The organism is Streptomyces sp. NPDC008121 (genome assembly GCF_042957155.1).
Taxonomy (GTDB): domain Bacteria; phylum Actinomycetota; class Actinomycetes; order Streptomycetales; family Streptomycetaceae; genus Streptomyces.
Map to the genome: position 1 here is coordinate 817,013 of NZ_JBIBHT010000003.1, position 13,946 is coordinate 830,958.

At 73.2% G+C, this 13,946-nt stretch carries 10 protein-coding genes; 7 read left to right on the forward strand and 3 right to left on the reverse strand.

Annotation, left to right across the window (positions count from 1 at the left end; all coding sequences use genetic code 11):
• Nucleotides 1–38: 38 nt before the first annotated feature.
• Nucleotides 39–584, forward strand: coding sequence for a TetR family transcriptional regulator (locus ACFZBD_RS13745; protein WP_391139542.1), 546 nt, complete (start codon nucleotides 39–41; stop codon nucleotides 582–584).
• Nucleotides 585–637: 53 nt separating this feature from the next.
• Here ACFZBD_RS13745 and ACFZBD_RS13750 read toward each other — a convergent pair whose 3' ends face one another.
• Entirely contained in the window at nucleotides 638–1,567 is a 930-nt protein-coding gene (locus ACFZBD_RS13750) for a DeoR family transcriptional regulator (protein ID WP_391139689.1), read from the reverse strand.
• A 224-nt stretch (nucleotides 1,568–1,791) separates the two neighbouring features.
• A complete protein-coding gene (locus ACFZBD_RS13755; RefSeq protein WP_391139543.1) occupies nucleotides 1,792–3,231 on the reverse strand; it encodes an NAD(P)H-quinone dehydrogenase in 1,440 nt (479 codons plus the stop codon).
• Nucleotides 3,232–3,401: 170 nt separating this feature from the next.
• Between ACFZBD_RS13755 and ACFZBD_RS13760 the strand changes: the two genes are divergently transcribed.
• From ACFZBD_RS13760 to ACFZBD_RS13780, 5 genes are all read left to right on the forward strand, one after another.
• Nucleotides 3,402–3,839 (forward strand): gamma-glutamylcyclotransferase, encoded by a 438-nt coding sequence (locus ACFZBD_RS13760; protein ID WP_058941468.1) that lies wholly within the window; start codon nucleotides 3,402–3,404, stop codon nucleotides 3,837–3,839.
• 269 nt (nucleotides 3,840–4,108) lie between these two features.
• On the forward strand, nucleotides 4,109–4,912 hold the full coding sequence (locus ACFZBD_RS13765) for a purine-nucleoside phosphorylase (RefSeq protein ID WP_391139544.1): 804 nt from the start codon (nucleotides 4,109–4,111) through the stop codon (nucleotides 4,910–4,912).
• Between the two features lie 601 nt (nucleotides 4,913–5,513).
• Nucleotides 5,514–7,166, forward strand: a complete 1,653-nt coding sequence (locus ACFZBD_RS13770) for a phospho-sugar mutase (RefSeq protein ID WP_391139545.1) — start codon at nucleotides 5,514–5,516, stop codon at nucleotides 7,164–7,166.
• A gap of 305 nt (nucleotides 7,167–7,471) precedes the next feature.
• Nucleotides 7,472–8,656: a mannosyltransferase family protein gene (locus ACFZBD_RS13775; RefSeq protein WP_391139546.1), complete on the forward strand. Its 1,185-nt coding sequence runs from the start codon at nucleotides 7,472–7,474 to the stop codon at nucleotides 8,654–8,656.
• A 114-nt stretch (nucleotides 8,657–8,770) separates the two neighbouring features.
• Nucleotides 8,771–12,166 (forward strand): FlgD immunoglobulin-like domain containing protein, encoded by a 3,396-nt coding sequence (locus tag ACFZBD_RS13780; RefSeq protein ID WP_391139547.1) that lies wholly within the window; start codon nucleotides 8,771–8,773, stop codon nucleotides 12,164–12,166.
• 73 nt (nucleotides 12,167–12,239) lie between these two features.
• Here ACFZBD_RS13780 and ACFZBD_RS13785 read toward each other — a convergent pair whose 3' ends face one another.
• Nucleotides 12,240–12,872 carry a PH domain-containing protein gene (locus tag ACFZBD_RS13785; RefSeq protein ID WP_391139548.1) on the reverse strand — a complete coding sequence of 211 codons (633 nt, stop codon included), beginning with the start codon at nucleotides 12,870–12,872 and terminating at the stop codon, nucleotides 12,240–12,242.
• A 111-nt stretch (nucleotides 12,873–12,983) separates the two neighbouring features.
• On the opposite strand from ACFZBD_RS13785, the gene deoC reads away from it, so the two are divergent.
• A complete protein-coding gene (gene deoC / locus ACFZBD_RS13790; protein WP_391139690.1) occupies nucleotides 12,984–13,943 on the forward strand; it encodes a deoxyribose-phosphate aldolase in 960 nt (319 codons plus the stop codon).
• The last annotated feature ends 3 nt before the right edge of the window (nucleotides 13,944–13,946 follow it).

A 13,946-nucleotide genomic window follows, 5' to 3' on the forward strand; every position in this document is an offset into this window, starting at 1 on the left:
ACGGGGCCGGGTCGACCGCAACGGGGGTGGGAGGAAGGATGCGTGCCGACGCGCGCCGCAATCACGAGCGGCTGCTCGCCGAGGCCCGTGCCGCGTTCGCGGTGCACGGCACGGATGCCTCGCTGGAGGACGTCGCCCGCCGGGCGGGGGTCGGCATCGGCACGCTGTACCGGCATTTCCCGACCCGGGACGCGCTGGTGAACGCGGTCTTCCAGGAGGCGCTGGGGGCGCTGCTCCAGCGCTCCCGTGACCTGGCGGAGGCGGCGGATCCGTGCGGGGCGCTCACCGAGTGGCTGCGCGCCCTGATCACCCATGCGGGTGAGTACCGCGGGCTCGCGCGGGCGCTCATGTCGGCTTCGTGCGACGAGAGTTCGGCGCTCGCGCCGTGCAGTGTCCCGCTGCGGGCGGCGGGCGAGCGGCTGCTCGACCGGGCCGTGCGGGCGGGTGCGGTCCGCGAGGACGTGTCGATCGGCGATCTGATGCAGCTCACCAAGGCGATCGCCCTGGCCGCCGAACAGTCGCCGGACGACCGGGGCCTGGCGGACCGGCTGCTCGCCCTGACGCTGCGGGGCCTCGCGAGGTGACGGGGCGCCGCCGCGCCCTCGGCGGGCGGGGCGGTTCGCGGCGGCAGGGAGGGTCAGCGGCGGCGCATGTCCGCGACGCGGGCGGTTCTCTCCTGCGCGAGCGGCTCGGCGGCCATCGCGGCGGCGCCGCGGAACTGCCCGGCCGGATACCGCCCCCGCTGACCGGGCAGCGGTACGTCACGTCGGGGGCGGCCGCCGCCCGGGGGGACCTGGTCACCTCCCGCGCCCGGAGCCGCGCCCGTGCCCGCCACCGCGATCTGGACGCCCTGGTCGGCCAGCGCCTGGAGCTCCGTCGCCGCCCGGTCGTCGTGCGGCGGGGGCTCGTCGGTGACCAGGCGGGTGATCACGTCCGTGGGCACCGTCTGGAACATCGTGTCGGTGCCGAGCTTGGTGTGGTCGGCGAGGACCACGACCTCCGCGGCCGCCTGCACGAGGGCCCGGTCCACGCTCGCCGAGAGCATGTTGGAGGTGGACAGGCCGCGCTCGGCGGTCAGTCCGCTCCCGGACAGGAAGGCGCGGGAGACCCGGAGCCCCTGCAGGGACTGCTCGGCCCCGCTGCCCACCAGGGCATAGTTCGACCCGCGCAGCGTGCCGCCGGTCATGACGACCTCGACCCGGTTGGCGTGGGCGAGGGCCTGGGCGACGAGCAGGGAGTTGGTGACCACGGTCAGACCGGGCACGCGGGCGAGCCGGCGGGCCAGCTCCTGCGTGGTCGTCCCGGCGCCGACGACGATGGCCTCGCCCTCTTCGACGAGGCTCGCGGCGACGTCGGCGATGGCCGTCTTCTCCGCGGTCGCGAGATGGGACTTTTGCGGGAAGCCGGACTCTCGCGTGAACCCGCCCGGCAGTACCGCACCGCCGTGCCGGCGGTCGAGGAGTCCTTCTGCCTCCAGTGCCCGCACGTCTCGCCGTACGGTCACTTCTGAGGTCTGGACGACGCGGGCGAGCTCACGGAGCGACACGGCACCGTTGGCGCGCACCATTTCGAGGATCAACTGACGACGTTCTGCAGCGAACACGAAACTGACAGTAACCTGAGCGGCCGATACTTTTCAGCAGTATGCGCCGAATTGCAGAAGATGCGCACAGACGGGGCTCCCAACTGATATGGGAAGCCCCGTCGTCGATCCCCTCATGCGCGCGGTGGCCCCGATTTCGCCGGGGCTCGCCGGGGGGCGCCGCGCGCTCCCCCGGCCCGCCGGGCGGACTACGCCTCGCCCGTCGCCTTTCGGGTGTGCAACTGCCGTGCCACTTCCGCGATCGAGCCCGACAGGGACGGGTACACGGTGAAGGCGTTCGCGATCTGCTCGACGGTCAGATTGTTGTCGACCGCGATCGAGATCGGATGGATCAGCTCGCTCGCCTTCGGGGCGACGACACAGCCGCCGACCACGATCCCCGTACCGGGACGGCAGAAGATCTTGACGAAACCGTCCCGGATGCCCTGCATCTTCGCGCGGGGGTTACGGAGCAGCGGCAGCTTGACGACCCGGGCGTCGATCTTGCCCGCGTCCACGTCCGCCTGGGTGTAGCCGACGGTGGCGATCTCCGGGTCGGTGAAGACGTTCGAGGAGACCGTCTTCAGGTTCAGCGGCGCCACCGCGTCCCCGAGGAAGTGGTACATCGCGATCCGGCCCTGCATGGCCGCCACCGAGGCGAGCGCGAAGACGCCCGTCACGTCACCGGCGGCGTACACGCCCGGGGCGGAGGTACGGGAGACCTTGTCGGTCCAGATGTGGCCGGAGTCCTTCAGCCGGACCCCGGCCTCCTCCAGACCCATTCCGGCCGAGTTCGGGATGGCGCCGACCGCCATCAGGCAGTGGGTGCCGGAGATGACCCGGCCGTCGGCCAGGGTGACCTCGACCCGGTCGCCGACCCGCTTGACGGACTCGGCGCGCGAGCGGGCCATGACGTTCATGCCCCGGCGGCGGAAGACGTCCTCCAGGACGGCGGCGGCGTCCGGGTCCTCGCCGGGCAGCACGCGGTCACGGGAGGAGACGAGGGTGACCCGGGAGCCGAGGGCCTGGTAGGCGCCGGCGAACTCGGCGCCGGTGACACCGGAGCCGACCACGATGAGCTCCTCGGGGAGCTCCTTGAGGTCGTAGACCTGGGTCCAGTTCAGGATCCGCTCGCCGTCCGGCTGGGCGTCGGGCAGCTCGCGCGGGTGCCCGCCGGTCGCGATCAGCACGGCGTCGGCGGTGAGCGCCTCCTCCTTGCCGTCGGCGACGGTGACGATCACCTGGCGGGAGCCGTCCACGGCCTGCTGCCCCGACAGCCGGCCACGGCCGCGCAGCACCCGCGCGCCGGCCCGGGTGACGGAGGCGGTGATGTCGTGGGACTGGGCGAGCGCGAGGCGCTTCACCCGGCGGTTGACCTTCCCGAGATCGACACCGACGACGCGGGCGGCCTGCTCCACGTGCGGGGTGTCGTCGGCCACGATGATGCCCAGCTCCTCGTACGAGGAGTCGAAGGTCGTCATCACCTCGGCCGTCGCGATGAGGGTCTTCGAGGGGACACAGTCGGTCAGGACGGACGCGCCGCCGAGGCCGTCGCAGTCGACGACGGTCACCTCCGCGCCGAGTTGGGCGCCCACCAGGGCCGCCTCGTATCCGCCGGGTCCGCCACCGATGATCACGATCCGGGTCACGTGGGTTACGCCTCGCGCTCTCGTTCTGCCGGGGGGGTGACCCCGTGGGGCTGCGTGCAGTGCGTACCCCATTGTCCCGCACGCTTCAAGGGTGCTCTCGTCGGGGCCTCCATACGGCCCCCACCACGGGCTTCCGCGATCACGCCTCCCCCTCCCGTACCCTCGGACCCATGTCGCTCTACGCCGCGTACGCCGGCAACCTCGACGCGCGGCTCATGACCCGCCGCGCCCCGCACTCCCCGCTGCGCGGCACCGGCTGGCTCAACGGCTGGCGGCTCACCTTCGGCGGCGAGCAGATGGGGTGGGAGGGGGCGCTGGCCACCATCGTGGAGGCGCCGCGCTCGCAGGTCTTCGTGGCGCTGTACGACATCGCGCCGATGGACGAGGACTCGATGGACCGCTGGGAAGGCGTGGGGCTCGACATCTACCGCCGGATGCGGCTGCGGGTGCACACCCTGGACGGCGAGGAACCCGCCTGGGTGTACGTCCTCAACGGTTACGAGGGCGGCCTGCCGTCCGCGCGCTACCTCGGCGAGATCGCCGACGCGGCGGAGTCGGCGGGCGCGCCGCACGACTACGTGATGGAGCTGCGGAAGCGGCCCTGCTAGGTCGTGTCCGGAAAGTTCCGCCTGGCCCGCGACGCCTGGCCCGCGCCCTCGCTTCGGCGGAGGAGGCCCTGCCTGTCGGCCGGGATCCGGTTCGGCGGAAGCGGGGCGCCGTGCGGCGGCGCCGTTCGTCGGAAACGACAAGACAACGATCGCATGTCCGTCAGCATCGTCATCTACGCGCGTAGGCAATCTCGGGCTACGCTTCTGCGCGTAGGAAATCCGTCCGGGGCGCTCCCCTCGGACATCCCCTCCCCGAGGCGAGAGAGTCAGTGAACGCAACTGCCACCCCGTACGAGGCCGCCGAGGCCGCTGCCACGCGCCTTCGCGAGCTCACCGGCACCGAGAACCACGACGTCGCCCTGGTGATGGGTTCCGGCTGGGCGCCGGCCGTCGACGCGCTCGGCGCCCCGCAGGCCGAGTTCCCGGTCACCGAGCTGCCCGGCTTCCCGCCGCCGGCCGTCGAGGGCCACGGCGGCACGGTCCGCTCGTACAAGATCGGCGAGAAGCGGGTGCTGGTCTTCCTGGGCCGCACGCACTTCTACGAGGGCCGGGGCGTCGCCTCCGTCGCCCACGGCGTGCGCACCGCCGTCGCCGCCGGCTGCCAGACCGTCGTGCTGACCAACGGCTGCGGTGGTCTGCGCGAGGGCATGCGCCCCGGCCAGCCGGTCCTGATCAGCGACCACATCAACCTGACGGCCGCCTCCCCGATCGTCGGCGCGAACTTCGTGGACCTCACGGACCTGTACTCGCCGCGGCTGCGCGCACTGTGCCAGGAGATCGACGCGACCCTGGAAGAGGGCGTGTACGTCCAGTTCCCCGGGCCGCACTACGAGACCCCGGCTGAGATCAACATGGTCCGCGTCATGGGCGGCGACCTCGTCGGCATGTCCACCGTCCTGGAGGCGATCGCGGCCCGCGAGGCCGGCGCCGAGGTCCTGGGCATCTCCCTGGTGACCAACCTGGCGGCGGGGCTCTCGGGCGAGCCGCTGAACCACGAGGAGGTCCTCCAGGCGGGCCGCGACTCGGCCGCGCGCATGGGCGAACTGCTCACCCGCGTACTCGACCGCATCTGACGTTCGACCGGCCCGGCCGCCCGGCGGACCGCTCGTACTCCGGGGCCGCTACCGGATCGGCAGCTGTCCGACGCCGAGACCGGGTCGCGACCCGGCCGGCTCGACGTCTGCCGGTCCCGAGGCCCGCACCCAGCCCTCCCCGCGCCCGACGTGCCCCGGACGCCAGGGCCCCTGCGGGGCGCGGGGCGTGCGCCCAGGGCGCCTGCGGCCGGTGGGGCTTCGTCGCCGGTCGGGCTGCCAGGCGTGGAGGCCTGCGGCATTCCCAGCGCGCGCGGCTCCGGCGCCCGACGGGCACCGAGGCCCGGCCTCGGTGCCCGTCGGCCCGGGTCCGTAAGGCTTCGTGGCTCGGAGCGCTCGTCGCGCCACGGCCCGGCGTCCGGGAGGCCGCCTCCCGGCCCGTACGCCCGGCGCGGCACGGGGGCGGCTCGTGGCCCCGGTCGGGTTCGACGACCGCGGCCCGGCACCGGTACCGGCACCCTCAGGGCGGCATCCGCAGGAGCCGCGCCGCCTCCCCGGCCTCCTCCCCCGTTCGGGAAGGGGCGGGGCGGGGAAGAGAACCCGCCCGCGCCCTCCCGTCCGTACCCTCCGAAAGGCACACACCGTGACGCAGGACGACCTCCTCGCCCGGGCCCAGGCCTGGCTCGCCGAGGACCCCGACAACGAGACCCGCGACGAGCTGGCCCGGCTCCTCGCCGACGGCGAGACCGACGAGCTCGCGGTCCGGTTCGCCGGCACGCTGCAGTTCGGCACCGCCGGCCTCCGCGGGGAGCTGGGCGCCGGACCCATGCGGATGAACCGCTCGGTCGTGATCCGCGCGGCCGCCGGACTCGCCGCGTACCTCAAGGCCAAGGGCCAGGAGGGCGGCCTCGTCGTCATCGGCTACGACGCCCGCTACAAGTCCGCCGACTTCGCCCGCGACACCGCCGCCGTGATGACCGGCGCCGGCCTGCGCGCCGCCCTGCTCCCGCGCCCGCTGCCGACGCCCGTCCTCGCGTTCGCCATAAGGCACCTGGGCGCCGTCGCCGGCGTCGAGGTGACCGCGAGCCACAACCCGCCGCGCGACAACGGCTACAAGGTCTACCTCGGCGACGGCTCGCAGATCGTGCCGCCCGCCGACGCGGAGATCGCCGCCGAGATCGCCGCCGTGCGCTCGCTCGCCGACGTGCCCCGCCCGGAGACCGGCTGGGAGACCCTCGGCGACGAGGTCCTGGAGGCCTACCTGGCGCGTACGGAGGCCGTCCTGACCCCTGGGTCGCCCAGGACCGTGCGGACCGTCTACACCGCCATGCACGGCGTCGGCAAGGACGTCCTGACCGCCGCCTTCGCGCGCGCCGGGTTCCCGCCGCCGGCGCTCGTCGCCGAGCAGGCCGAGCCGGACCCGGCGTTCCCGACGGTCGCCTTCCCCAACCCGGAGGAGCCGGGCGCGATGGACCTCGCGTTCGAGGCGGCCCGCGCCGTGCACCCCGACATCGTGATCGCCAACGACCCCGACGCCGACCGCTGCGCGGTGGCGGTGCCGGACGCCGGTGCCGAGGGCGGCTGGCGGATGCTGCGCGGCGACGAGGTGGGCTCGCTGCTCGCCGCGCACCTCGTCCGCAAGGGCGCGCGGGGCGTCTTCGCCGAGTCGATCGTGTCGTCCTCGCTGCTCGGCCGCATCGCCGAGGCCGCCGGGGTCGGTTACGAGGAGACCCTGACCGGGTTCAAGTGGATCGCCCGCGTCGACGGCCTGCGGTACGGCTACGAGGAGGCGCTGGGGTACTGCGTCGACCCCGAGGGCGTCCGCGACAAGGACGGCATCACCGCCGCGCTGATGGTCGCCGAGCTGGCCTCGGAGCTGAAGGAGAAGGACCGGACGCTGACCGACCTCCTGGACGACCTGGCGGTGGCGCACGGCCTGCACGCCACGGACCAGCTGTCGGTACGGGTCGAGGACCTGAGCGTCATCGCCGACGCCATGAGCGCGCTGCGCGAGCGGCCGCCGGTCTCGCTGGCCGGCCTGACCGTGACGCGGGCGGAGGACCTGACGAAGGGCACGGAGTCGCTGCCCCCGACGGACGGTCTGCGCTACTACCTGGACGGCGAGCACAAGGCCCGGGTGATCGTCCGCCCCAGCGGCACCGAGCCCAAGCTCAAGTGCTACCTGGAGGTCGTGGTCCCGGTCGGCGGCGCGAACGAGCTGGCCGCGGCCCGCGCGAAGGGCGCCGAGGTGCTCGCCGCGATCAAGCGGGACCTGGCGATCGCCGCCGGCCTCTGAGCACCCGCCGGTCCCAGGCACCGGCCTCCGAGCACCCGCCCGGCCCAGGCGCCCGCCTCTGAGCACCCGCCGGTCCCAGGCGCCCGCCCGGTCGGCGGTGCTGCGACGACACGCCCGAGGGGCCCGTACGGAATCGCTTCCGTACGGGCCCCTCGCCGTTTTCCCCCCGCGCCCCCGGTCACGTCCTCCGTCCTTCCCGTACGAGTGAATCCGGTACGGCAACGGATGCAACGCGCGTCCCGCGATCAGGTGCCCCGGGCCAGGGTGACCCGGTATCCCGAACGTCCACCCCTGGAGCCGCCGCGGTGCCCCCGGTGCTGACCGTCCGCCCCACCGTGCCCGCCTCGCGACGGCCTCAGGACCCGCCGCGCGACGCCCTCCCGGAGCGGGTGCGCGGAAACCTGCGGCACGCCGCCCCCGCGCTGCTGGGCTATCTGGTGGTACGGCTCCTGGGCCTGCTGGTCCTCACCCGCTGGGCGCATCTGCGCGGCCACGGCGTCTGGCCGACGCTGGCGACCTCCTGGGACTCGTCCTGGTACCTGGGCATCGCCGAACACGGCTACGCCCAGGAGCTCGGCGAGCGGACCTACGGCAACAACCTCGCGTTCTTCCCGCTCTACCCCGCGCTGATCAGGGTCTTCTCCGCCCTCACGCCGGGCTCACCGGCCTCCGTGGCGCTGGTGGTCGCCGGGGTCTGCTCGCTGATCGCCGCCTGGGGCGTCTTCGCCGTCGGCGACCGGCTGCACGGCCGCCGGACCGGCACCGTCCTCGCCGTGCTGTGGGGCGCGCTGCCGGTCGCCGTCGTCCAGTGGATGGGCTACACCGAGTCGCTGTTCACCGCGCTGACCGCCTGGGCGCTGTACGCCGTGCTCACCGGCCGCTGGGCCTGGGCGGCGGGGCTCGCGGTGGCCGCGGGGCTGACCCGGCCGACCGGGATCGCCCTCGCCGCGGCGGTGACGGCCGCCGGCCTGCTCGCGGCCCGGCGCGGCTGCCGCCCCGCCCTGGCGGCGGCGCTCGCGGCCCCGCTGGGCTGGCTCGGCTATGTGGGCTGGGTGGGGCTGCGCCTGGGCCGCTGGGACGGCTACTTCGCCGTCCAGCGACTGTGGACGAACGAGTGGGACGGGGGCGCCGAGACCGCGCGGACCCTGCGGGAGCTCCTGGTGTACGACCGCAGGCCCCAGCTCTTCCTGGTCGTGGTCTCGGTGGTGCTGATCGGCGCGGCGGCGCTGTTCCTGCTCTGCCTGGGCGACCGGCAGCCGCTGCCGCTGCTGGTCTTCACGGGGGTCCTGCTGCTGGTGGTCCTCGGCAGCGGCGGCGTCTACTTCCCGCGCGCCCGCTTCCTCCTGCCGGGCTTCCCGCTCCTCCTCCCCCTGGCCCACGCCCTGGCCCGCGCCCGCCTCCACGCGGCCGCCCTGGTCCTGGCGGCGGCGGCCCTGTCCTCGGCCTGGCTGGGCGGTTACATGCTCCTCGTCTGGCACGGGCCCCCGTGACCGTCACAGAGCTGTGACAGTCGGGACGGAGTCGTGACGAGGGAAGCAGAGGGGTCGTCAGAGTCCGTTGTTAGCCTCGAACCTTTGACCGTTTAACCACAGTGGGGGGCCACTTTGCGCTATCGCGCGAGAAGACACACGGATCAGGCACGTCGGCGACCGGCGGCGATCGCCGTCGCCGTCGCCGCGGCGGCGGCCGCCACGCTCCTGCCGCTCACCGGCGGGCCGGCGGTCGCGGCGGAGGGCGCGACCCCGACGGCACCGCTCACCATCCCGGCCCAGAAGTCCCGGGTCCCGGGGCAGATCGTCTACGCGGGGGCGACCGGCTTCCTGCAGAAAGACTGGCAGGGGTACGTCTGGGTGACGTACGCCGACGGCGCCGCCGTCCGGTACGACGCCAAGGACGCCCACAACGTGTACGGCACGGGTACCGGGATCGCCCGCCTGTACGAGCCGCTGGGGGGACCCAAGCGGGTGGTCTTCCAGGACGGCCCCACGGCTGCCGAGCGGACCGTGACGGTCCCCGTGAACCAGTCGTTCGCCCATGTCGAGGCCGGCTCGGTCGTCACCACCGAACACGCGGGCGCGAAGACCGTCCATGTCCTCTCCCACGAGAACGGTGTGCTGAAGGACCGCACGGTGATCGCGCCGGCCGGTGCCGAGCGGGTCACGGCCCACAGGGATCAGGGCAACGGCAAGGGGTTCTTCGTCTCGTACACGGCGGACGGCGCCCAACGGGTCGGCTGGGTCGGCCTCGACGACCTGGTCGTCCGTCCGACGGGAATCGCGTACGACATCACCGGCCGCACCGCGCCGCTCGTCGGCTCGCGCGTCATGGACTTCGACTACCGAACCGGCCGCCTCAAGGTGTGGGACACCGAGGGCGACCTCACCCGGCCGGTCGCGGAGATCTCCGTACCCGAGCCGCCCTCGGCGCTCCTGGGCGACTACGCGGTGGTCCGAGAGAAGTACCAGGACGGTGACGACCCGCACGCGCTGTATCCGCTGGACGGGGGCGAGCCACGCCCGGCGTTCGACGCCGACGCGGTCCTCGGCGCCCCGGACGACGGCGCGCTGGCGACGGTCAAGGGCGCGGACGGGACGTACAAGGTTCATCGGGTCCAGATCCCCGAGGACGGGTCCGAGCCCGTCCTCACGCCGCTGTACGAGACCGCGCTGGGCATCACCCGCACGGAACAGCTGGTCGTCGCGCAGGGCGTCCTGCACGGCACCGAGAACTACGAGTACGACCGGTACAACGCGGCGGCGGTCGTCTCCCGGAACCTCACCCTCAGCGGTGACCTCGCGGCGGGTCCGAGGATCGACCGCGGCCAGGACGGCTACAACAACGTCCCGGGATACTGCCGCGATTCGTGCGAGACGATCGTTCCCTCCGGCGACGGCCGGCTCCTCTGGACCGGATACCCGGGCAACGTCCGGGTCGCCGAGGAGGGGAGCGTTCTCGAGCGCAACCAGTGGACGGACACCCGTCTCGACCCGTCCGGATTCCAGTCGTCCGGCCGGTACGTCGCGTACGTCGAAGACCACAGCACGCCGAAGACGTACAAGGTCCACGACATCGACACCGACAAGAACGTCTTCTCCCGTGCGATCGGGGACCGGCTGACCTCGCTCGACGGCGGCACGCTGTGGGTGGAGAGCGGGACCGCCGGGGTCGTCGACGCGGTCGACGTCAGGACCGGCGCGACCACGCGCTCGGTGAAGGTGGCGAACTGCGACCTGACGGGGCTGCAGGCGGTCGGCGCCGCCGTGTACTGGAAGTGCGCGACGGCCACCGGGGTGAAGAACCTCGACACGTCCGCGAACGTCTCCCTGCCCGCCCACACCTCCGCACTGCTCGGCGACGGCTACATCGCCCACGTCCAGGGCCACACGGTCTCCGCCACCCCCCTGCGCGGGGGCGGGGCGACCCGCGTCATCGGGACCGTGGCGGATCCCGTACCGCATCGCGGCTGGACCGTGGACCGGTTCGGCGGCCACGTCTCCTACGTGGACGCCGCGGAGAACATCCATGTCGTACCCGTCGGGGTGGCGGCGCCGCCCCTGCGGGTGCTCGACACCCTTGCCCCCGCCGGGGTCCTGGACCGCAAGGCCGCCGACCCGACGTGGTCGGGCAGCTGGTGGCTGTCCAAGCCCGCCTCGTCCTGGCGGATCGCCGTCCGCGACGCGGCCGGCACCGTCGTCCGAACCCTCCAGGGCGGCGAGACCCGCGGCCGGATCGAGGCGACCTGGGACGGCAAGGACGCGTCGGGGACGACGCTGCCGGACGGGCTGTACGACTGGTCGCTGACGGCCGTCCCGGCGGACGGCGAGGGAGCGGCGCTCACGCTGACCGGTGACGTCGCGCTGACCCGCGCCCAGTCCCTGGCCTCCGGGGCGTACCAGCCGGTGACACCGTCACGGGTGATGGACACCCGGGACGGCACGGGCGTGGCCAAGGCCAAGGTCGGCGCCGGCAAGACCGTCTCCCTGACGGTCGCGGGCAAGGGCGGCGTCCCGGCCAGGGGCGTCTCCGCGGTGGTCATGAACGTCACCGCCACCAATCCGACGGCGGGAACGTTCGTCTCGGTCCACCCCTACGGCACGGCCCGCACCAGCGCGTCGAACCTCAACGTCACCGCGGGACAGACCGTCCCCAACCTCGTCGTGGTCCCCGTCAAGGACGGCAAGGTCAGCTTCTACAACCGCAACGGCAGCGTCGACCTCATCGCCGACGTCGCCGGGTACTACACCCTCACGGGCTCCGGTTCCCGGTTCGAGCCGGTGACGCCGTCGCGGGTGATGGACACCCGGGACGGCACGGGCGTGGCCAGGGCCAAGGTCGGCGCCGACAAGACCGTCTCCCTGACGGTCGCGGGCAAGGGCGGCGTCCCGGCCACCGGAGTCACCGCCGTCGTCCTCAACGTCACCGCCACCAACCCCACGGCGGGGACCTTCGTCTCCGTGCACCCCTACGGCACGACCCGCACCAGCGCGTCGAACCTCAACGTCACCGCGGGACAGACCGTCCCCAACCTCGTCGTCGTCCCCGTCAAGGACGGCAAGGTCAGCTTCTACAACCGCAACGGCAGCGTCGACCTCATCGCCGACGTCGCCGGGTACTACACCGACACACAAGCGGGTTCGCTCTACGAGCCGGTGACACCGTCACGGGTGATGGACACCCGGGACGGCACGGGCGTGGCCAAGGCCAAGGTCGGCGCCGGCGAGACGGTCACCCTGACGGTCGCGGGCAAGGGCGGCGTCCCGGCCACCGGAGTCACCGCCGTCGTCCTCAACGTCACCGCCACCAACCCCACGGCGGGAACGTTCGTCTCCGTGCACCCCTACGGCACGACCCGCACCAGCGCGTCGAACCTCAACGTCGCCGCGGGACAGACCGTCCCCAACCTCGTCGTCGTCCCCGTCAAGGACGGCAAGGTCAGCTTCTACAACCGCAACGGCAGCGTCGACCTCATCGCCGACGTCCAGGGCTTCCACGCCCCCTGAGCCGACGGTAGGCAGAGCGAAGGGCCGGGTGCGCACCGCGTGCGTCCCCGGCCCTTCGTCGTACGGCGGACGCTCAGCCCGTCGCGAGCAGCACCACGAGCAGCACCAGACCGGCCGCCGCGGGCGCGATGATCTCGTACGCCCACCGCAGCCGCGGCTCGCCCTGGGCTCCGGGCCGGGTGCCGCACCGCTCCGCGAGGTCGCGGAGGTCGGCGACCGTCCGGTCGGCGGGGGCGAGCCGGGAGGCGTCGCTCACATCGGCGTGGACGGACGTGCGGCCGTGCGGGTCGTCCTGCGCGGCGCGGGTCTGGCGCCGCGCGGCCCGCTTGCGCTGGCGCAGCGAGACGGGGACGGCCCAGAGCTGGTACTTCGTCCCGGACCGGGTGAGCGCCTCGCTGGAGTACCCGGCCCGGACGTCGGCGACGGCGGCCCACGGCAGCGTGATGTCGCGGAACGGGTTACGGATCCGGAGCCGGTCCTCGCTCGCGTAGACCGCGGGCCGGAAGGTGAACGCCACGATGAGCGGCACGAGGAACAGGAGCGCCGCCAGCGCCACCCACGGGGTCCGCCCGTGGCCGCGGACGATCGCGTCACCGCAGAACCAGCCGACGAGTGCGAGCGTCAGGACTCCGCCGGCGATCCCGAAGGGCGAACGGAAGACGCGGTCGGCGTAGGCCGGCTCGGCGGGCGGCTGGGGGCTCGTCATACCGCCGATTCTGCCTCAGCGCCCCCGCCACGGCTCAGGCGGCTCGGGCACGCGAAGGAAGGCGGGGCCTGTACAGGTCGCTACGCGCGTAGATATGCTCGACTGGTGACCATGCCCACCACTGCACCTGCAGCACACACTTTCGCCGACGTGACCGCGTCCGACAGTGCGCTGCGCCGCTTCCTCCACGGGCTGCCCGGCGTCGACGCCGTCGGCCTGGAGGCGCGCGCCGCGTCCCTCGGCACCCGCTCGATCAAGACGACGGCCAAGGCCTACGCCATCGACCTGGCCATCTCGATGATCGACCTGACGACGCTCGAAGGCGCGGACACCCCGGGCAAGGTCCGGGCGCTCGCCGCCAAGGCCGTCCATCCCGACCCGTCCGACCGTACGACCCCGACGACCGCCGCCGTCTGCGTGTACCCCGACATGGTGGCCACCGCCAAGGCCGCCGTCGCGGGCTCCGACGTCAAGGTCGCCTCCGTCGCCACGGCCTTCCCTGCCGGGCGCGCCGCGCTCCCCGTGAAGCTCGCCGACACCGCCGACGCGATCGCCGCAGGCGCCGACGAGATCGACATGGTCATCGACCGTGGCGCCTTCCTCGCGGGCCGGTATCTGCAGGTCTTCGAGCAGATCGCCGCGATCAAGGCCGAGTGCGGCGACCGCGCCCGCCTCAAGGTGATCTTCGAGACCGGCGAGCTGTCCACGTACGACAACATCCGCCGCGCCTCCTGGCTCGGGATGATGGCCGGCGCCGACTTCATCAAGACCTCGACCGGCAAGGTCGCGGTCAACGCCACCCCCGCCAACACGCTGCTGATGCTGGAGGCGGTGCGCGACTTCCGCGCGCAGACCGGCGTCCAGATCGGCGTGAAGCCGGCCGGCGGCATCCGCAACACCAAGGAAGCCCTCAAGTTCCTGGTCCTGGTCAACGAGACCGTGGGAGCGGACTGGCTGGACAGCCACTGGTTCCGCTTCGGCGCCTCCAGCCTGCTCAACGATCTGCTCATGCAGCGTCAGAAGCTGGCGACCGGCCGCTACTCCGGCCCCGACTACGTCACGGTGGACTGATCG